Annotated in this window: 16 protein-coding genes; 2 read left to right on the forward strand and 14 right to left on the reverse strand. The window is 52.8% G+C overall.

Features of this window, described 5'->3' with window-relative positions:
• Nucleotides 1–30: 30 nt before the first annotated feature.
• From CFX1CAM_RS01735 to CFX1CAM_RS01795, 13 genes are all read right to left on the reverse strand, one after another.
• Nucleotides 31–987 carry a glycosyltransferase family 2 protein gene (locus CFX1CAM_RS01735; RefSeq protein WP_087861355.1) on the reverse strand — a complete coding sequence of 319 codons (957 nt, stop codon included), beginning with the start codon at nucleotides 985–987 and terminating at the stop codon, nucleotides 31–33.
• The gene (locus CFX1CAM_RS01740) at nucleotides 984–2,231 is read right to left on the reverse strand and encodes a threonine synthase (protein WP_087863207.1); all 1,248 of its coding nucleotides are present in this window, start codon (nucleotides 2,229–2,231) and stop codon (nucleotides 984–986) included. The genes CFX1CAM_RS01735 and CFX1CAM_RS01740 overlap by 4 nt, the downstream gene beginning before the upstream one ends.
• Before the next feature lie 82 nt (nucleotides 2,232–2,313).
• Nucleotides 2,314–3,261, reverse strand: a complete 948-nt coding sequence (arcC, locus tag CFX1CAM_RS01745) for a carbamate kinase (protein WP_087861356.1) — start codon at nucleotides 3,259–3,261, stop codon at nucleotides 2,314–2,316.
• Nucleotides 3,262–3,299: 38 nt separating this feature from the next.
• Nucleotides 3,300–4,280: an ornithine carbamoyltransferase gene (locus CFX1CAM_RS01750; protein ID WP_087861357.1), complete on the reverse strand. Its 981-nt coding sequence runs from the start codon at nucleotides 4,278–4,280 to the stop codon at nucleotides 3,300–3,302.
• A 55-nt stretch (nucleotides 4,281–4,335) separates the two neighbouring features.
• Nucleotides 4,336–5,040 (reverse strand): GntR family transcriptional regulator, encoded by a 705-nt coding sequence (locus CFX1CAM_RS01755; RefSeq protein ID WP_269457039.1) that lies wholly within the window; start codon nucleotides 5,038–5,040, stop codon nucleotides 4,336–4,338.
• 87 nt (nucleotides 5,041–5,127) lie between these two features.
• On the reverse strand, nucleotides 5,128–6,345 hold the full coding sequence (locus CFX1CAM_RS01760) for a YgeY family selenium metabolism-linked hydrolase (protein WP_087861359.1): 1,218 nt from the start codon (nucleotides 6,343–6,345) through the stop codon (nucleotides 5,128–5,130).
• A gap of 87 nt (nucleotides 6,346–6,432) precedes the next feature.
• Complete coding sequence (locus tag CFX1CAM_RS01765) at nucleotides 6,433–7,821, reverse strand: 8-oxoguanine deaminase (RefSeq protein ID WP_173745449.1); 1,389 nt, start codon at nucleotides 7,819–7,821, stop codon at nucleotides 6,433–6,435.
• Between the two features lie 225 nt (nucleotides 7,822–8,046).
• Nucleotides 8,047–9,810: a proline--tRNA ligase gene (locus tag CFX1CAM_RS01770; RefSeq protein WP_087861360.1), complete on the reverse strand. Its 1,764-nt coding sequence runs from the start codon at nucleotides 9,808–9,810 to the stop codon at nucleotides 8,047–8,049.
• Nucleotides 9,811–9,828: 18 nt separating this feature from the next.
• Nucleotides 9,829–10,266, reverse strand: a complete 438-nt coding sequence (locus tag CFX1CAM_RS01775; RefSeq protein ID WP_087861361.1) for a bactofilin family protein — start codon at nucleotides 10,264–10,266, stop codon at nucleotides 9,829–9,831.
• A gap of 64 nt (nucleotides 10,267–10,330) precedes the next feature.
• Entirely contained in the window at nucleotides 10,331–11,443 is a 1,113-nt protein-coding gene (locus CFX1CAM_RS01780) for a NeuD/PglB/VioB family sugar acetyltransferase (RefSeq protein ID WP_087861362.1), read from the reverse strand.
• Between the two features lie 4 nt (nucleotides 11,444–11,447).
• Nucleotides 11,448–12,476: an alpha-ketoacid dehydrogenase subunit beta gene (locus CFX1CAM_RS01785; protein ID WP_087861363.1), complete on the reverse strand. Its 1,029-nt coding sequence runs from the start codon at nucleotides 12,474–12,476 to the stop codon at nucleotides 11,448–11,450.
• Nucleotides 12,476–13,360, reverse strand: a complete 885-nt coding sequence (locus tag CFX1CAM_RS01790; RefSeq protein ID WP_157891643.1) for a thiamine pyrophosphate-dependent dehydrogenase E1 component subunit alpha — start codon at nucleotides 13,358–13,360, stop codon at nucleotides 12,476–12,478. The genes CFX1CAM_RS01785 and CFX1CAM_RS01790 overlap by 1 nt, the downstream gene beginning before the upstream one ends.
• Nucleotides 13,350–13,946: a DNA-3-methyladenine glycosylase gene (locus CFX1CAM_RS01795; RefSeq protein WP_087861365.1), complete on the reverse strand. Its 597-nt coding sequence runs from the start codon at nucleotides 13,944–13,946 to the stop codon at nucleotides 13,350–13,352. Before CFX1CAM_RS01795 ends, CFX1CAM_RS01790 begins: the two co-directional genes overlap by 11 nt.
• 407 nt (nucleotides 13,947–14,353) lie before the next feature.
• Between CFX1CAM_RS01795 and CFX1CAM_RS01800 the strand changes: the two genes are divergently transcribed.
• A complete protein-coding gene (locus tag CFX1CAM_RS01800) occupies nucleotides 14,354–16,303 on the forward strand; it encodes an alpha/beta fold hydrolase (RefSeq protein ID WP_087861366.1) in 1,950 nt (649 codons plus the stop codon).
• A gap of 83 nt (nucleotides 16,304–16,386) precedes the next feature.
• On the opposite strand, the gene CFX1CAM_RS01805 is transcribed toward CFX1CAM_RS01800, so the two are convergent.
• Nucleotides 16,387–17,319, reverse strand: coding sequence for an NAD-dependent epimerase/dehydratase family protein (locus CFX1CAM_RS01805; protein ID WP_087861367.1), 933 nt, complete (start codon nucleotides 17,317–17,319; stop codon nucleotides 16,387–16,389).
• A gap of 491 nt (nucleotides 17,320–17,810) precedes the next feature.
• Here CFX1CAM_RS01805 and CFX1CAM_RS01810 point away from each other — a divergent pair, with 491 nt between their 5' ends.
• Complete coding sequence (locus CFX1CAM_RS01810) at nucleotides 17,811–19,964, forward strand: bi-domain-containing oxidoreductase (protein WP_087861368.1); 2,154 nt, start codon at nucleotides 17,811–17,813, stop codon at nucleotides 19,962–19,964.
• Nucleotides 19,965–20,046: the final 82 nt, after the last annotated feature.

Here is a 20,046-nt window from a genome sequence, read left to right on the forward strand (position 1 = left end):
ATCTCCACAGTAACGGATATTATGATGCTTTCACAAACTTTTATTTTCATTAGCCGGCATTTCAGGTCCCTCTGCCACAATGTACAGGGGCCGGTTTTTTGCCTCATCATAGATGCGCCCGATGTACTCACCAATAATCCCCAGGCTGATCAATTGCACACCGCCCAAAAACAGTACGACGATCAATGTGGTGGCCTGCCCCAACAGGGCTGTACCGGTGATCAGGCGCAGGATCGCGACCACCGGGATCGCGACCACGCTTAACCCGGCGGTAATAAAACCGATATACGTTGCCAGTTGCAGGGGAAAGTAAGAAAAACCAGTGATGGCATTCAAAGCTAGCTTGAACATCTTTTTGAAGGGGTACTTGGTTTCGCCGGCATAACGCGGCTGTCTTTTATAAGTGACGCCCACCTGCCGAAAGCCCACCCAGGCTGACATCCCACGCAGGAAGCGGTGCTTCTCGCGCATTTGTTGCATGACATGCACGACTTTCCGGTCTATCAGGCGGAAGTCCCCGGTATCCAGTGGAATTTTGACATCGGTGATCCGGTAGATCAACCGGTAAAATAAAGCCGCTGTTGTGCGTTTGAACCAGGTTTCACCTTCGCGTTCTTCTCGCACCGCAAAGACAACTTCGTAACCCTCATCCCATTTGGCAATCAAGTCGAGGATCACCTCGGGTGGGTCTTGCAGGTCAGCGTCGATGATGATCACTGCATCGCCCTGGCTGTAATCAATGCCAGCAGTCACCGCAATTTGGTGACCAAAATTACGGGCAAAGATGATCGGGCGCACGCGTGGATTATTCTCTGCCAGTTTTCGTATCAATTCCGTGGAACCGTCTGTTGAGCCATCGTCAACCAGGATTAACTCCCAGGGTTCACCCGTGCGATCCATCACGTCCTTAACCCGGTGATACAGTTCCGGGATATTTTCCAGCTCATTAAAGATGGGGGCAATGACAGTAAATTTTGGTGAGGTCATCCAAGCTCCTTTTTTAACGCATCCAGTGTTGGCTCGATAATTGGCGCTGCAGCGACAACCTGCATGGCAGCATTAACGTCTTTCAGTCCACTGCCGGTGTTGAGCACTAACACAGGATCATCGGGTTCAATTATTTTTTCCTCAACGGCTTTGACCAGGCCAGCATAAGCTGTTGAAGCCGCCGGCTCGGCAAAGATTCCCACACGACCCAATTCGACAATTGCCCCCAGAATATCCTCATCAGGCACGGTCAGGTAGGTGCCGCCGGTTTCTGTTGCCGCGCGCACAGCCCGCAGACCATCACGCGGCAGGTCAACACAGATGCTGTCCGCCAGCGTTTCCGCATGAACGGGCTGGATATCCTCATCGCCGCGCCAAAAAGCATTGGCGACAGCCGCAGACCGGGTGGATTGCACACCGATGATGCGCGGCATTTTTTCTAACCAGCCCAGGGCTTGTAAATCCTTAAAGCCTTTGTGCACGCCAGAGATGATATTTCCATCTCCCACCGGGATGAACACGGTCAGAGGTTTGCTTTCCGCTGGCATGCGGCGGATCACCTGTTCCCAAATCTCAAAACCTGCTGTTTTCTTTCCCTCCGTGGTAAAGGGATTAAAACCGGTATTACGGTTGTACCAACCAAAGGCGTGCGTCGCTTCAATACTTAAATCGAAAGCCTGGTCATAATTTCCATCCACCAGCAATACTTTAGCGCCAAAGATGATCAACTGGGCAATTTTGGCGGGCGGGGCGGTTCTTGGCGCAAAGATGACCGCTTTTGCGCCCACTGCGGCAGCCATACCTGCCAAGGCTGAGCCGGCATTGCCAGTTGAGGCAGCCACGGTAACCTCAGCGCCAATTTCTGCTGCGCGAGCGACCACAATGGCGCTGGCTCGGTCTTTAAATGATGCGGTCGGGTTGGGGCTCTCGTCTTTGATCCACAAACTCTTTAAGCCAAGTTTTTCCGCCAAACGCGTGGTTTGATACACTGGCGTCCATCCTGCACGCCGCAGGGGTGTGCCAATGCCCCCCGGATCTGCCACGGGCAGCAGGCTCAGGTAACGCCATAACGATGCCTCCGGCAAATCCATAAACTTTTGGGCAGTGTACCAGGCATTGATGGCTGCGTAATCAAGGATGACGCTCAGGTTTCCGCCATCGGCAGGGCAGGTGTAGGTCACCTCTTCAGGCCCATATTCAGCGCCGCATACCGAGCAGAGATAATGTGAGAACTTGTGTTTCATAAGCATCAATTTGTTCGTTGCATCGTCAGCATAAAACCCTGTGGGCTGCAATCTAACCAATCGCAGCCCAGCTTATTTGAGGTTAAGGAACGATCCACGTTCCGGTTTTCCCTTCAAGGGCATCACTGATGTGTTTTGGGTCGGTGATCAGGGCTTTCTTGCCGCCTTCATCAAAGAATTTGATGATCGCCTGAATTTTTGGCAGCATACTACCGGCAGCAAAATGGCCCTCTTCGATATATTGTTTGGCTTTTGCAACAGTCATTTGATCCAGGAAAACCTGGTCGGGCGTATTGAAGTAAAGAGCCACTTTTTCAACAGCCGTGCTGATGACGAATAAATCTGCCCGAATGTTTGCAGCCAACAGCGCCGAACCAAAATCTTTGTCAATTACAGCTTCAACACCTGTAACCCGACCCGCTTCGTCCTCCACCACCGGGATCCCGCCGCCGCCGACCGCCACCACAATGATTCCAGCGCGAATCAGGGTCTCGATCACCTTAGCTTCAACGATGCGGGTGGGGATGGGTGAGGGAACCACACGCCGCCAGCCGCGGCCGGCATCTTCCACCACTGTCCAGCCCTCATTTTTGGCGCGTCGCTGTGCCTCTTCTTCATCCATAAAGGAGCCGATGGGCTTGGTGGGATTCTGAAAGGCAGGGTCATTTTTGTCGACAATGGTTTGCGTTACGACGGCTGCGGCATCTTTCTGCATGCCGCGGTCTTTAAACTCATTTTGGAGCGCGTTTTGGAACATATATCCAATTGCGCCCTGGGTATCAGCACCGCAGTAATCCAACGGGACTTCGTGCATTTCATGCCGGGCGAGTTCTGAACGCCGCAGGATAAAACCCACCTGTGGGCCGTTACCGTGCGTGATCACCACGTCCCAGCCTTTTTGAATCATATCCACGATGTGTTTCATCGTATCTTTGGCAGCCTCATACTGGTCCTGAACCGTTTGGTGCGCCTTATCTTTGATCAGCGCATTGCCGCCCACCGCAACGACTGCAATTCCTTGTCTTCCCATACGATTGATTGATCCTGTTCCGTTAATTATTTTAAAAATTACGCCATCGTCAACGCCATGACAGCCTTTTGCGCGTGCAGACGGTTCTCGGCTTCATCAAACACAACCGATTGCGGACCATCCAACACCTCATCCGTCACTTCAATGTTTCGGTCCGCTGGTAAAGGATGCATAAAGATGGCATCTTCTTTGGCTAAAGCCATTTTTCGCGCGTCGGTGATCCAGCTCTCGTATTTGTTGGTCACCCGGGTGATTTCTGCGGGATCAGTGATGTTAACCAGGGGACCCCAGGATTTGGCATAGACAATATCCGCATCTTTGAAACCCTCTTCCATGCTGTCAACAACATCAAAGCCGGTTTTGTACTTGCGAGCTTGTTCGCGCGCCTGATCCATAATTTCGGGCATCAGTTCAAACTCGGGTGGGTGAGCCAGAACCACATCCAGACCAAAGCGGGGCATCTGCAGAATCAGAGATTGCGGGACAGAAATGGGTTTTGAATAGGAGGAGGCATATGCCCACGAAACAACGATCTTCTTTCCGCGCAGATCGCGGCCTTTCTTCTCCCAAATGGTCATCAGGTCTGCTAAACATTGTGGCGGATGGTAAACGTCACATTGCATACTCAGCAAGGGCACGCGTGCTGCATTGGCGACCTCGTTGAGGTAGCGGTTGCCAATGCCCCAATCGCATTGACGGATGGCGATGCCGTCAAAATAACGACCCAGAATTTCGCCAATTTCCGTTGCCGTGTCGCCATGAGAGATCTGAGTGGTCTGCGATTCGATAAAAGCAGCATGACCTCCTAATTGAGCCATACCCGCTTCAAAACTGCAGCGCGTCCGGGTGCTGGTAAAGAAAAACAACAATCCCAGGACTTTGTCGCGCAGGTAGGCGTGCGGTTGACCGAGGGCACGTTTCCGCTTAAGATCGAATGCGACATCTAAAACGGTTTCAACTTCTTCTTTACTGAAGTCAAGGTCGCTGATTAAATCTCGTCCACGTAAATTTGTTTGCATTTAAGGCTCCTTTGTTTAAAAAATAGTGTTTTACAATTTATTTTATTTAGAAAAATCATTGTATTTCGAAACGTCCAATTTTCCTGACGATGTGCAGCTTGAAATAACCCGGGAGAAAATAGCTGTAAGAAAAGTCTACCGGGTGCCCTTCAACATCAAACAGCACACCCGACAACAGCAGCAAGGTATCTCCTCGCTGGATGTCCAGGGCTTTTGCCACTTCCGAATGTGCATGGACTGCACTGATCTCGGTTTTGGATTCCGACAAAGGTGGATTCACAAACCGATTCAGAAGATCAAGCATCGAGCCAGTAAATTGGTCTTCAATCGTTTTCAGAGTGATGACGTGGTCCGGTAAGATATCGATTAAATACGCCACCGGTGCGTGATCGGTGATAATCACACGTTTGACTTGTAAAATGGGCGCCCCCACCCGCAGATGCAATTTTTCAGCCTGCATCTCATCTGCCAGGGCATGCTTGATATCCAGGGCGCCCATCGTGACATTCAGACCAATTTTCTTTCCCAGCGTTTCGATGCTTTCCAGCACTTCAAGACCGGTTTCAATCACCCGGGTTGGTTTCTCAACAAAAGTTCCCAAGCCCTGCCTGCGCCGAAGGAAACCCTGGCTTTCAAAGGTGCGCATTGCCTCTCGCAAAGTCGCCCGAGAAACGCCCAACTCGCTCGCCAACTGGGGTTCTGACGGCAATTTCGTTCCCTTAGGAGAATTTTCAATCATCTCCCTCAGGTCGTTTTGCAAGCGGTGATATGTCGAAAGATCTGAACTTATGTTTTATTCGGTTTCGTCCTAAAATCGTTTTTCCAGATTGTCATTCACAAAACGAAATTATTGCGATCTTTCTTTAATCAAATGGCTGATCAGGGCGTAAAATTCGGTCGCCTTGACCACATCATTCAGATTCACGCTGTCCACATTTGTGTGCGCGGTTTCCTCATCGCCAGGGGCAAAGCCAATCGAGGGGATGCCAGCTTTACCAGCCCAGTAGATGCCATTGGTGGAAAAATTCCATTTGCCGGCGGGGAGATCGGGCAGCCCAATTTTTTGCATGGCTTCGAGTCCCGCCTGCACGAGGTGGTGATCTTCATCCAATACCCAGGCCGGGAAGTATTTATCAACTTCGAAGACAAAGCCGGTGTATGAAGGCTCATCGTAAAACAGCTCTTCAAGGGTGATCAGATCGCGAGATTCTTCGGGAATCAGAGCCTGGATTTGTGCAAAAGCTTCTTCTTTTGTCTCACCAAAGGTTAATCGCCGGTCAATATAGATCACCGCTTCATCGGGGACGGCATTGATGGAAGGGGTCTTAACTTCCATGTCGGACACGGTGATTTTTCCATGCCCAAGGAAATCGTGATCGCCTAATTCTGGTTCCAGGTCACGAATGCCTGCAATGACGGGCAATAACAGGTAGATGGCGTTGATTCCCAGGTGGTTGGAGGCAGCATGTGCTGAACGACCCTTGGCGGTCATCTTTAACTCGATTCTGCCTTTGTGACCGCGATAAACCTGCATTTTGGTGGGCTCGCCAATGATGACATAATCTGGCTTAACCGCAGGATCCACTTCAACAAAAGTGTTGGGCGAAATTCCATCGCACCATTCTTCCATATTACCGAAGTAATACGCAGTCCAGCCTTCCAGCAAGCCCATATCGCGAGCGATAGCCATGCCATAAACCATCCCGGGGGTAGAGCCTTTTTCGTCACAGGCGCCGCGAGCGTACAGAACCCCGTCTTCAACCTTGCCGATGAAGGGATCCCATTCCCATGATTCAGGATCGCCGATCCCAACCGTATCGATGTGCGAGTCAAACACGATAATGCGCTCACCGTCTCCGATGCGACCGATGATGTTGCCCATCTTGTCGAAACGGACTTCATCAAATTTCAGTTTGTTCATTTCTTCGGCAATGCGCTCACCGACGGGGCCGATCTGATTTTCCACGCTTGGAATGGCAACAATGTCGCGAAGGAATTGGATGATCTCTTCCCGTTGCTCCTCAACCTTGCTTTGAATTTCTTTAATGATTGATTCGTTGTTCATTTTCTTTTTAGTTCTCCTTTTGGTTATAAAACTTGTTGATTAAAACACTGAAAGCCAGTATTTGCACGCAATGAAACGAAGCCCTGATTATTTTTCAGTCACCAGCCGTTTTGCCGCCTGGTTATGTTTTTTGACCAGATCGGGCACATCGATCGTCACCAGCTCACCATCTTTGACAATGAACTTTCCGCCAACAATGTTGACATTAACCTTCTGAGGGGCACAGAACAGGGCTGCGGCCACCGGGTCGTGCAGGGCGCCGGCATAATCCAGCCGGTTGAGGTTGATGGCAAACAGGTCTGCACATTTGCCCACTTCCAGCGAACCGATGTCCTCGCGCCCCAGGACGGCAGCACCGCCCCGTGTGGCGATTTCTAACGCCTGGCGGGCGCTCATCAAAGGCGGCGCGTCTTCGCCAGAGCGAGATGCTCCGCCCAATCCGGCGTTTAATCGAGCGAGCAGCATGGCTAATCGAGCTTCACCCAGCAGGTGAGAGCTATCATTGCTGGATGAACCGTCCACTCCCAAGCCCACCTTGACGCCCCTGCCCAGCATGTGCAGGATTGGTGCAATGCCTGAGGCCAGGCGCATATTCGAGCCGGGACAGTGCGCCACTCCGCAACCGGTATCGGCATAGAGCTGGATCTCGGCATCGTTAACGTGCACGCTGTGAGCAAACCACACGTCTTCGCCAATCCAGCCCACCTCCTGCATGTAAGCCACCGGGCGGTGTCCAAACTTTTCGAGGCAAAAATCCTCTTCGTCCTGAGTTTCTGCCAGGTGAGTGTGCAGGTGCACCCCGTATTCCCGCGCCAGCAGGGCAGATTGGCGCATTAACTCGCCGGTCACGCTGAAGGGCGAGCAGGGCGCCAGCACAATCTGCACCATAGACCCCGGCGAAGGATCATGATAGGTTTCGATCAAACGCTGGCTGTCAGCCAGGATGTGTTCTTCGCTATCTACCACGCTATTCGGCGGCAGCCCCCCAGCAGATTCGCCCAGGCTCATCGAGCCGCGAGAGGCATGCAGGCGTAAGCCGACCTCGGCTGCGGCATGGATCTCATCGTCAAGCCTGGAGCCGTTCGGAAACAGGTACAGGTGGTCAGAGGCGGTCGTACAGCCCGATAGCGCCAGCTCAGCCAGTGCCGTTTGGGTAGAAATACGGATATCGTCGGGGGTCATGCGTGCCCAAATCGGGTAAAGGGTCACCAGCCAGTTAAACAGGTTGGCATTCTGGGCTTTGGGCACGACACGCGTCAGGGTTTGGTAGAAATGGTGGTGGGTGTTGACCAACCCCGGAAAAACAATATGCCCGGAAAGGTCAATCTCTTGATCAGCCTTTGCGGGCATGTCGGTTAACGCGCCGATTGCTTGGATAAACCCATCCTTGATGAAAAGGTTAGTGTGTTGCAATTCCTGGCGCTGGTCATCCATGGTGACCAGGATTTCAATATTTTTGATCAATAAAGTCGTCATCAGCATCCTTTCCGATCAAACAGATTGTCAGACAAATGCATAGGTTTGATTGTATCGGAATAAGTCGTTCTTGTCAATTGTCCGACAAACTAAAGGGGCTTAAAATATTCAATTTTCAAGGAATAATCAAGGGATTCACACTAAAAACCGCCTGACACACTCCCATCACCAAGGTAGGAGCGGGTCTAAGCTTCAATCTGCTTCATTTGAGGGAGCGCTCCTGCATTAATGAGCCATGTTTTGAGCTTCCAATCTTTCAATTTCAGCCCTTATCACCGCCAGCGCCTCTTCTGCCGGGACAATCCAGCGCTCCTCCTGCTCCCGTCGTTTGAACTCAAACCCGCCACTCTGCAGCGACCGGGTCGAAACGGTCACTCGCAGGGGGATGCCGATCAGGTCAGCATCCTTGAACTTGACGCCCGCGCGTTCTTCCCGGTCATCATACAGTGGTTCAAGGCCAGCATCCATCAATACCTGGTAGAGCGCTTCGGATTCTTTTTCAGCCGAGCCATCCCTGCTGCTCAGCATCACCAGGTGCAGCGGATAGGGAGTTACACTGAACGGCCAGATCAAACCCTGGTCGTCATGGTGTTCTTCGGCAATACATGCCATCAACCTGCCCAAGCCAATCCCATAAGAGCCCATGATGATCGATCGGGGCAAACCATCCTCATCCAGGAAGGAGGCGCCCAGCGCATCGGTGTACCGACTTCCCAGCTTGAAGATATTGCCCACCTCAACGCCCCGCGCGGCATTCAGCGTGCCCGCACAAAACGGGCAGGGAGCGCCATCTTCTGCCTGTGCAATATCTGCAATGATATCCGCCTGGTAATCCCGCCCAAGGTTGGTATTTCGCAAGTGAAAGCCAGCTTCATTGGCGCCGGCGACCAGGTTCGGTGCCCGGGTCAGCAGGTCGTCCGCCACAACCCAGACCTTTTCCCGATCAATTCCGATCGGTGAGGCATATCCCGGGTTGGCGCCGATGGCGATAATTTCGTCGTCACGGGCAGGTCGGAGATTCTTTATTGTGCCTGAGCCTGCGGCTCCCAGCGCATTAACCAGTTTGGTTTCATTCAAGGTCATATCCCCCCGCAAAACAGCAAACACCATGCGAGGCGGCAGAGAGTCAGCCAGCTCTGCCATTAAAAAGACCGCTTTGGCTGTCTGCGCCGGAGAGATCTGTAAATATTCTGTCAGTTCGGCGATGGTCGCCGCCCCGGGGGTGGCTACTTTTTCCAGCGGCTGCAGCGTCTCGGCGGATGGGTCGGGCTTTCTAAAAGTCGCCACCTGGCGGTTGGCTGCATAATCACACTGGTTGCAAAACAGCAGCGTATCCTCACCGGCAGGCGTCAGGTACATAAATTCATGGGCTTCCAACCCACCCATCATGCCGGTATCCGAACCCACCGCCCTGACTGGCAAGCCACAGCGGTTGAAGATGCGAAAATATGCTGCGTAATGTGCCCGGTACTGCTCATCTAATCCAGTCTGGTCACGGTCCAGGCTGTAGCTATCAAGCATGGTGAATTCACGTACCCGGATCAATCCGGCGCGAGGACGGGGATCATCTCTGAACTTGGTCTGAATATGGTAGATCAACTGTGGCAACTGTCGGTAGGACTGGATTTCACGCCGCGCCAGGTCGGCAACAATCTCTTCGTGGGTCATAGCCAGAACCATATCATGACCGCTGCGATCCTTGAAGCGCGCCATCTCATCTCCGACCTGGTCCCAGCGCCCGGTCTCCTGCCAGACATCTGCCGGGTGCACGACCGGCATTTTCAGTTCCTGTCCGCCAATGGTCGCCATTTCTTCGCGCATGATGTTTTCCATGCGGGCAAGCACCCGCTGTGCCAGTGGCAAATAGGAATAAATGCCTGCCCCCAGTTGACGGATATATCCCGCCCTGAGCAGCAGTTGATGACTGGTAATCTCTGCCTCGGAGGGCACATCGCGCAGAGTCACGCTGAACAGCTTTGACATTCGCATGGGTCAGTCCACCCTTTGTTACGAAAATTCTTCAGCACCCGGTTCAGAAGCATCTCGACTCTCGCCTGGTAGGTCCGAAAGGTCCACCCTTTCCTCCATCGTGACCGTGCCTCGCAGGAAGGCGCCCTCATCGGTTGAGATCGATTGAATGACTACATCGCCATACACCCGACCGGTTGCCCGAATTTCAAGCTTTTCCGCAATAATTTGCCCGCTGACCAACCCCGCGACAATCACCGTCCCTGCTTTGAGCACTTCACAGGTCACCTTGCCGGTCTCTCCAACAATGACCATGCCACGCACGGCAACCTCGCCCTCCAGAGCGCCTTCAATGCGCACACCGCCCTTGCCGCGCAGATCGCCTTTCCAGCTAATACCCGGTCCCAGCACCGAGGTCACCCGATCGACGGGACGGGCAGAAATAATGTCAGGAGAAGTCTTCTTTTTTGCAAACATCAGTGTTAACACCTTTCATTATCAACAAACCAGCTGAATTTTTAGCGACCATCCCGGCACAGATTCAACGCCTGGGCGGCCAGATGGTTCCGGCTGGGACAATTCCGCCATCCGGGACGTCCTGTTTGACCGTTGCCCCGTTCCCAATCCGCGCCCGTTTGCCGATGCTCACATTCAGGTTGATCGTGGCGCGCATGCCAACCAGGGCTGCTTCGCCGACCACAACACCCCCGGCCAGGGTCGCCCCCGGTGAAAGGTTGACATAGGGAGCCAGCTTGCAATCATGGGAAACGATCGCGCCGGTGTTGATGATACACCCGTAACCCACCTGAACCCGAACCCCGACATAAGCCATCGGGTAGACCTGCACGCCATCAGCCAGCATCGCGCTTTTTTCCAGGAAAGCCGTGCGGTGAATCACGCTTGGGCAAAAGAAACTTGCCTCAGCCAGCTTTCGATACACTGACAAACGTGCTGGCAGGTCGCCAATTCCGCCCACGCCGTTCACCGCCAGGCGGATGCCGGCCTGTGCCAGCTCAACCAGTTTTTCACCACCGCCTAAAACCGGCAACCCATCCACAGGTGAACCTTCCGGTAAGCCGTCATCGAGAAAACCAAGTATTTCATAGTCTTCCGAATGGCGCACCAGGGCAGCCAGTGAACAGCCATGCCCACCCGCGCCGTAAATCACCAGGCGCTTCTCACCTTGCGGGAGAGACGTGCCGGACACCGATTTTTCCGATGAAATCAACGCCATGACCGTTTCCCGGGTCACCAGGGTGCCCTGCGGCAGGTCTTCCAAGGATAAACCCTGCGACAGAGCCAATTCCCGCGCCGGTTCGGTGATGCGCAAACCGGTCAGCGCAGGTTCCCGAGCGACTTTCAAGGGTTGGGAGTCCGCCCAGGGCGGCAATGAAGGGTCGCTGGCGTCAGGTGACATGCCGATATACCCCAGCACTTCGCCAGCCTGCAACGTCTCCCCTTCTGAAAATCGCAGGCCGACCAAATATCCGGAAGCTTCGGACTCGATTTCACCGGTAGACTTGGTGGTTTCAATCACCGCCACCACCTGACCCTGTTGAATCGCTGCGCCTTCTTTGACCGGCAATGCGACGATCAGGGCTTCGGATTCGTTGGGATTGATCAGCGGGATTTTTATCGGGATCAGTTTTTGCATGATTTCACACCATTTCTCTTACCCGGGCAATCATATCGTCGACGCCCGGCAGGCAGGCTGCTTCAAGCTCCGGTGCAACGGGGATCACTTCCTCTTTCGCCGCCAGGCGCCGGGCGCATCTGAGGTCTGCCCCCAGGACTTCTGAGGTTCGAGCCAGTACCTCTGCGCCCCAGCCCAATGAGAACGTGCCCTCTTCAACTGTGAGCAGTCGACCTGTACGTGCCACAGAATCAAACAACGGCTGCAGCTCAAAGGGCGCCAACCGAGTCGGCACTAACAATTCGCAGAAGATTTCGTATTCGTATGCCAGCTTGTACAAGGCTTCCAACGCCAGGTGCGCCATATAGCCATAGGCTGCCAGGGTGATCATCGCTGCTGGGGCTGTTTTCATCCTCAGCGTATAGAAGGCACTGCTGCGATCCGTATCGAGCTCATATTCAACCAGGTCAGCCGGTGTGAGCAGCTTCAGCAGATACTGCAGCTTATTCTCAACAAAGAGCACCGGGGAATCTGAAGTGAGGATCGCCTCATACAGCAGTTCTCCCGGAGCCCCGAGGGGACAATCGTCCAGAAGGTGAAAGGGCGCCAGCACGGTCAGCCCGGGAATGCCTAAAAAGAATTTTTCCAGCGTCTGTGAGTGCGTCGGGCCGTAACCGCGACGACCGCCCATCGGCGTGCGGATCACCACCGGGGCTGTTGCCGCCCCATTGTACATGCTGTTGAACTTAGCGATATGATTGATGACCTGGTCGCTGATCAGCGTGACAAAATCCCCGAACATGATTTCAACCACCGGGTGCAGGCCGCGCAACGCCATCCCGCCGGCGATGCCAGTGATGCCCGCCTCTGAGATCGGCGTGGTTATCACCCGGTCCGGAAAGGCGCTGGAAAGACCACGAGTGACCTTGAATGCCCCGCCGTAAGGGTCCAGCAGGTCTTCGCCCAGCAGGATTGCCAGCGGGTCATCGACCAGGGCTTTATGCAAACCCAGATTGAGGGAATCGAGCACAGTGCGGGGGAGTTGTTCGCGCATCAACCCCCTCCTTTAGCGCCCAGGGCGGCTTCAAAAGCCCGTTGAATGTCAGCATCGACTTCATTCACAATCCGGTTGCGCTCTGCCTCTGGCAGGCGAGCCGCCTGGATCGCAATTGGATCGCGAAATTGCCACAGGTTTTCCAACTCCTCGGATGGGCGGGTATCATCGCCCTTGGAATGTGCGCCTAAACGCTCCGTATGAATAATCAACGCCCTCGGTGCAGATTCAACACGGACCTGGTTAATCAACGTCCCGGCCAGTGGGAAAATCTCCAGGATATCACTGCTGTCCAGCTCAGCGGTCGGGATGCCAAAGGTCTCAAAACGCTGACTGACACTGCCGGCAATAGTCAGTTTGGCTGGCGTGGTTTGCGCGATGTGGTTGTGCTCAAGGACGATCAGAATCGGTAGCTGCCAGAGTGAGATCATGTTCAAACACTCATAGACAATACCCTCACCCAGGGTGCCATCTCCCATGAAATCCACCACGATCGCCCCGTTGCCCGCGCGTTTTTCTGCCAGCGCCATGCCGGCTGCCATGGCGACCGTGCCCCCCTGTATGCCGCTGGAATAAAAATTGCGCCAGTGGAGATGTTGAGATCCGCCCACCCCGCCACACACGCCCGAGGGTTTTCCCATTAATTCGGCAAACAGCGTCTGTGGGTCTCCACCATGTGCCAGGAAGTGCCCGTGCGAGCGGTGATTGCTGACCACAACATCGCCTTCCTGCAGGTGAGCCAGCACCCCCACCGCGTTGGCTTCCTGCCCGAGGCTGGTATGCGTTGTGCCCGGGAAAATCCCGGATTTGAAGTGATCCAGCAGGACCGTCTCAAAGCGCCTGATGCGGTAGAGCCTGCGGAAGAGTTCGATGTTAGAGGGCATTGATCGCCCCCTCTCGCAGCGTGAAACGCCAGGGCAGTGAGCGCCAGGGCTCGGGAACCGCATTCAAACCGATTCGAGGCGTTTGCTCGATCCCATCGTCGCTCAGAAACTTCCCGTGTTCGATGATCAGCTCACCGGTCTCGTCGCACAGATCCAGGCGGTTAAAAGCGCCGTCGATGCCCAGCGCCTGGGTTAATTTGGCAGGACCGTCCGTCCAACCCGGTCTCATAGCCTGGTATGGGCGGTTTTTCGCCATAACCGCGACCCCTTCCACCGGCAGGATGGCGCGGATCAACACTGCGGCTGGCGTCCCGGCTCGCTCAGTCACGGCATTGAGCAGCCAGTGCATCCCGTAGGTGAAGTAGACATAGGCATGCCCGGGCTGCTCGTACATCACAGAGGTGCGCGGTGTCTTCCCCGCCGAGGCGTGACAGGCCAAATCATCTTCGCCCTGGTACGCTTCCGTCTCTAAAATCAAGCCTGCCAGGCGCGTTCCGGATTGCGTGCGGACCAGGCGGCAGCCCAGCAGGTCCCGCGCGACGGCCAGCGCCGGGCGGGAATAAAAATCGCGCGGAATAATTGGCATGCTGTTATTTTACTTGATAATTGCTGGGGAAAATTATTTAAGATCGAGTTTGGCAGCGTTTATAGAATATCACCTAAAACTGCCAGTCAACAAACCGGGGAGCAATTGTCGATCATTTTTTATCGGAAGCATCATCTCAAATTCTTTTATACTTTGAAAAATTCCCTTAAATATGTTATGATAGTGAATCAAAGTGCTCAATAACAGCATCCACAAAAATGCTGTTAATGTTCGTTAGCCCCCCAATATTTTATTCGTAGAGGCAGTTGGTTACATTTTAATAAAACTTCCAAGTGAAAGGAGGAATATCGTCGTATTTTCCACACACTCTTTTCCTAAACCGATACTGTGTTCACTCTATTAACAATCAGACACAACAAGAATAACGTAATATGGAGAATATTAAAATGAGTAAATTAAGTAAACCTGTACGACTTCTATTTATTGGACTGTTATTGATTTTAATTGGAAGTATTGTCGCGAATTTATTGCAGACAGATTTTCGAAGAGTCCGCGTGAAAGACTTTTACATTGGGACTGAAAAACAACAAACTGTCCATGCGCTCGCCTTTATCCCAAAGCACTGTACTGCAGAAAAGCCATGCCCAGCGGTTGTAACCAGTCATGGCTGGTTGAACAGCGGCGAGGTTCAAGACGCTGCATCAATTGAACTATCTCGACGTGGTGTGGTTGTTTTAGCTATGGATGCATACAGCCATGGCATGTCAAGCAACCTGACAAGCGATTCTGGCGGCACCTGGGGTGCTATGTCAACCACCGGCATGGGGATGATCTCACTGGTTGAATATCTGACAAGCGGCATCCTTGACTATGTGGATACCTCTCGAATTGGTGTCATGGGGCACTCCATGGGTGGAGGGAATAGCTTCACAACGATCATGCATTATGGGCGTTTGTACAACGCAGCCATTGAAGAAGCAATGCATCCCGATTCTGATGGTGGAGAAGAAATCACTGAAGCTGAGCAAGCCTACGCTGACTCATTTAACAAGATTTGGGCAGCTCTTCCAACGGGTGCGGCACCCAGAATGATTACTGAAGCGAGCAACCCTTACAAGGATATCTACGCCAACTTAGGCGTCCTCTATGGATATTACGAGGAGGGTGGTTTTGGCTCTTCAACTGGCAATGCAGTGTTAATTGGAGAGTCTAAAGAAGCTCTTGACCTGGTGAATTTTCCCTTTGGAGAGCTGCGAGATGCTCCAATAAAATATGTGGAGGAAGGTGTATTCTACGGTAATAAAGCAGACCGGACTTTGCGCGTTCTTTATCAACCCAAGACAACGCACCCTCTTATTCACTTTATGCCAAATGCCACAAGAGACATCATTGAATTCTTTACGTATGTCTTCGATTTAAACACCCAACTGGGCCCAGGAAATCAAACCTTTTTAATAAAGGAACTCTTTAACTTCCTCTCTATGATTGGATTGTTTATGATAATGGTTCCTTTAGCTCAAATTCTAATGTCCTGTCCACTGTTTGCAGAGCTCAAAGGTGAAGAAGGGCCCAAGATTCCTGCACTTACACCGAAAAGTCGAAAGCTGTGGAATATTGGAATTCTTCTAACTGGCGCAATATCGTTTGGAGCAGCGCTTTTGTCCTGGCTGATCTACGACAAAATTTTTGTTGTTGCCACAAAACCAAAGGCTATCTTCAACGCTCCAACAGCAAACAATGTCTTCACCTGGACAGCGATCATGGCAATTTGGTGTATGTTCTGGTTTTGGATTAACTTTAAAAAGGACAAGGCAGCAGGCATTCGTACGGATGAGATGATTGGGTGGAAAATTACGAGTAAAGAGTTTTGGAAAACGCTTTTACTTGCTATCTTTGTTATTGGTGGTGTCTATATCGTCGTTTGGTTCTGTAAATGGTTGTTCAACACCGATTTCCGGATTTGGACTCCTGCTATTAAAACTTTCGCACCCGACAAGCTCATACCCTTCTTCCCCTATCTGATCGCTTTCTTCTTGTTCTATCTATCAAATGCCCTGATCGTTAACGGCGCAATGCGAGTTGAAGGGATGAGTGAGAAAAAGAATCTCTTTATCTGTGCTGTATCGAACATTATCGGTGCAGGGTTAGTCGGTATCCTCCAGTACGGCAAACTCTTTTTCATCGACCACAACGTGCTTTGGGGACCACAAGAGTTTTGCAGCTGGATTGACCCGCTGGTGATCATATTTGCCATTCCTGTCCTGTTCCTTGCCCCGTATATGTTAAGAGCATTCTACAAAATCACCGGGAAGAATTGGCTTGGTCCTATGGTGTTTTCAACCATGGCTGTGATGATACTGGTGATGCATAACTGCATCAATGGATTGTTCTTCTAAATATCTCAAAACAAAAGGGCTCTCTGGAAAGAGAGCCCTTTTGTATTTAACTAAAAAACCCTTTAGAAATCGGGCAATTGCGTTTACAGCCCGTTTTTAGCCTTAATATGATCCTCAAGGGTCAGCCGAATGCCCATTTCCAGGGGCACCAGGGGAATATAATCCAATTTTTCTTTGGCCAGGGTGAGGTCGGCACACATCCGCGAAACGCCACCGCTGATGCGTGTGTTGTACACCTCTTCCGGGTTGCCGCCCGTAACTTTGATCACCACGTTGGCCAGGTCGCGAATACTGGTTTCGCTGCCGCTCCCCACGTTGATCACCATTCCATTGACGCCCTGGGCGCTGGCAGCCGCCACCAGTGCATTGACCACGTCATCCACATAGACGTAATCGCGGGTCTGGTTTGCATCACCATGGAAAACCAGGGTACCGTTTTGCAGTGATTGACGGATGAAATTAGGAATCACCGGAGGATGGGACGCCGGGATGTGCTGTCCCGGACCATAGGCATTAAAGATGCGCAGGCACAGGGTTTGAATTCCTGAAAGGGCGCCAATCGTGCGCACATACCATTCCGATGAGAGCTTTGACACTGCATAAGGCGAACCCGGACGCGGCGCCAGGTCTTCGGTCAGCACGGGCTGTTTCTGTTCCCCATAGACCGCACCGGAAGAAGCCAGCACTACCTTGGGCGTCCCGGCATCGCGAGCCGCTTCCATCAGGTTCACCGTGCCGACAACATTAACCGCTGTATAATCGCGCGGAAACAGGATGGATTCCGGCACCGACACGCGTGCCGCCATGTGATAGACACAGTCAATATCTTGCAAAAGCGTCCACAGTTTCGGGCGGTCGTTAATATCACCGCGGGTGAAGTGCACTTCCGGGTCCAGCGCGTTCGGGTTGCCCGTGGAAAGATCATCCAATACGCGCACATGATGTCCCTGCCGCAACAGTCGGTTGCTGAGTGCCGCGCCTAAAAAACCAGCGCCGCCCGTAATCAGAAAGTTCATTATCGTTTACACCTTGGTTAATGATTTGTCAGACATCATATCACATTCGCCGCCCAGAAAAAAGGGGGCCAGAAAAATGTTTTAACGGAGAGCCCTTTAGCCCGTTGCCAGGCAATGCGCTAAAGTCTATGAGAAATCGGACGCTCTTCCGCGGGCGTTTCGCGCGCCATGATGAACCAGTGTGATCAGTTATGCTTGTTTTTTGTCGTTGCTGTGGACCATGGGCGCTCCATCAGATGTTATCCTTATTCTAACGTCGAATTGAAAAAAAAGTAAAAGCAGATTTAGCGGATTTTCTTCAGCAGGTCAGCAGATCAAATGGGGGGTCGCTAAGAAAACCTTCTTGACCATTGACACTCTCATGGTAGAAATACTATTTTTTAACACTCCCTGATCATTGTGTCAGACTTAAGTTGTATGGAGAAGGCTCATTAATTTGGGTTTGCGCTATAATTTTATTATTCTAACTTTAGTTTAGCGAGTGCAATGCGATGAAACAACTTTTACAAAATATGAAAACTGGACAAGCGGTGGTGGCTGAGGTGCCCGTACCAACTCCCGGTGATGGAATGGCGTTGATTCGGACGGCTAATTCGCTGGTATCTGCAGGCACTGAACGCATGCTGGTGTCCTTTGCCAAACAGGGCTTGCTGGGTAAAGCCCGCTCCCGCCCCGATTTAATTCGTGAGGTGCTCAACAAAGCTCGACGCGAGGGATTGCTCACCACCATCGAAGCGGCGTTGAACAAGCTGGATCAACCCTTTGCCCTGGGTTATTCTTCAGCGGGCACGATCATCAAAACCGGGTCGGGTTTGGCGGGATTTAAGGCCGGCGATCGGGTCGCGTGTGCCGGTGGTGGATATGCGGTGCATGCAGAATACGCGATCATCCCTCAGAACCTGATGGTGCCCATTCCTGAGCCGGTGAGTTTTGAGGAAGCAGCCTTTGCCACCATCGGGGCAATTGCCATGCAGGGTTTTCGCCTGGCCGAGGTTGGGGTTGGCGCCCGGGTTGGGATCATTGGCCTGGGGCTGCTGGGTCTGCTAACCACCGGCATTGCCCGCGCTGCTGGTTGCCAGGTGCTGGGCGTCGAACTTGACCCGGCACGGGCTGAACTGGCGCTCCAGGTGGGCGCTAACAAAGCCGTTAATCGAGAGCAGGCGATTGAGGCAGCCCGATCTTTTTCTCAGGGTGATGGGTTGGACGCCATTTTGATCTGCGCCGACACCTCCGACAATGATCCACTGATTTTGGCTGGTGAGATCGCCCGCGATCGCGCCAAAGTGGTGGTGGTGGGTTCCGTGGGAATGGAAGTCCCCCGCAAGCCCTATTATGAAAAAGAACTGGAGCTGGTTGTGTCCCGGTCCTATGGGCCGGGTCGCTACGATCCGTCATATGAAGAAAAAGCGCATGATTACCCCATCGGTTACGTCCGCTGGACAGAAACGCGCAATATCGCCGCCTTTCTGACCCTTTTGGCGGAGGACAAATTGGATATCTCATCGCTGATCAGCCACCGGGTGGCAATTGAAGAAGGGGCGCGGGCTTATGAGATCATCACCGGGGATCAGCCCTACCTCGGTGTGCTCCTCACTTATGAAGAACAGGACCTGCCCCATGAACGGCGCATTCTTAACACAGCAGCGCCTTCTGTACGGATCAGACCCGATGAAATCCTCGCTTTAGGCGTTTTAGGCGCTGGAAATTATGCCCTTTCCACCTTCTTACCGGTCGTTAAGCGGATCGGTGGGATCGCGCCGGTGGGGATTGTATCGGCATCTGGCGTCAGTGCGCACTACGCCGCACGCCGTTTTGGGTTCGGATTTGCCGCCAGCGAAGCAGAAACCTTGCTTGATGACCCTGTGATCAACATGATTGCCATTCTCACCCGCCATCACCTGCACAGCCAGCAGATTCAGGCTGCCATTCAAGCGGGTAAGCATGTGTATTGTGAAAAACCCCTGGCGGTCAACACGGAAGAGCTGAAGCAAATTGAACAGATGCTGCAAGGGGAAAACCGACCCCTGTTGACGGTCGGATTCAACCGCCGTTTTGCGCCCCTCGCCCAACACCTGAAAGCCTTTGTTGATACGCGCCATGAACCGCTGTACATGCATTACCGCCTGAATGCCAATGTCCTGCCGAAAGGTCACTGGCTGCTCGATCCGGAGGTTGGAGGTGGGCGCATCATCGGTGAAGCCTGTCACTTTATTGACTTCCTGACTTTTCTGGTAGGCGAAAGCCCGGTCGAGGTGTTGACCCAGGGCTTGCCGGATGGGGGCGTCTACAGTGAAGACAATGTGATTATGACCTTCCGCTTCCCGGACCAGAGCCTGGGTCTTGTGTCTTACCTGGCGAATGGTGACAAATCCTTTCCAAAGGAGTACCTGGAAGTGTTCTTTGGCGGTCAGGTGGCAACTCTGCACGATTGGCGCCTGCTGGCAACTGTGGCGAAAGGCCGCCGTAAGATGAAGCGACATCTTTTACGGCAGGATAAGGGACACTCAAATGCCTGGCGGGCTTTCCTGGCTGCCGTGCAGGGACAGGGAGAGCTGCCCATTCCCTATGAGCAACTGCTGGGTGTGACCCGCGCCAGCTTTGCTGCCCTGGAATCCTTGCGCAGTGGGAAGCGTGTGGAGATTTAGTCCAAAAACCATGCTTGGTGGGACGAACGATCCGGACGCTGGGCGTATGGTCATCCGTGATAATTTTTCCGATTATGTTTGC

The organism is Brevefilum fermentans, from assembly GCF_900184705.1.
Classification (GTDB): domain Bacteria; phylum Chloroflexota; class Anaerolineae; order Anaerolineales; family Anaerolineaceae; genus Brevifilum; species Brevifilum fermentans.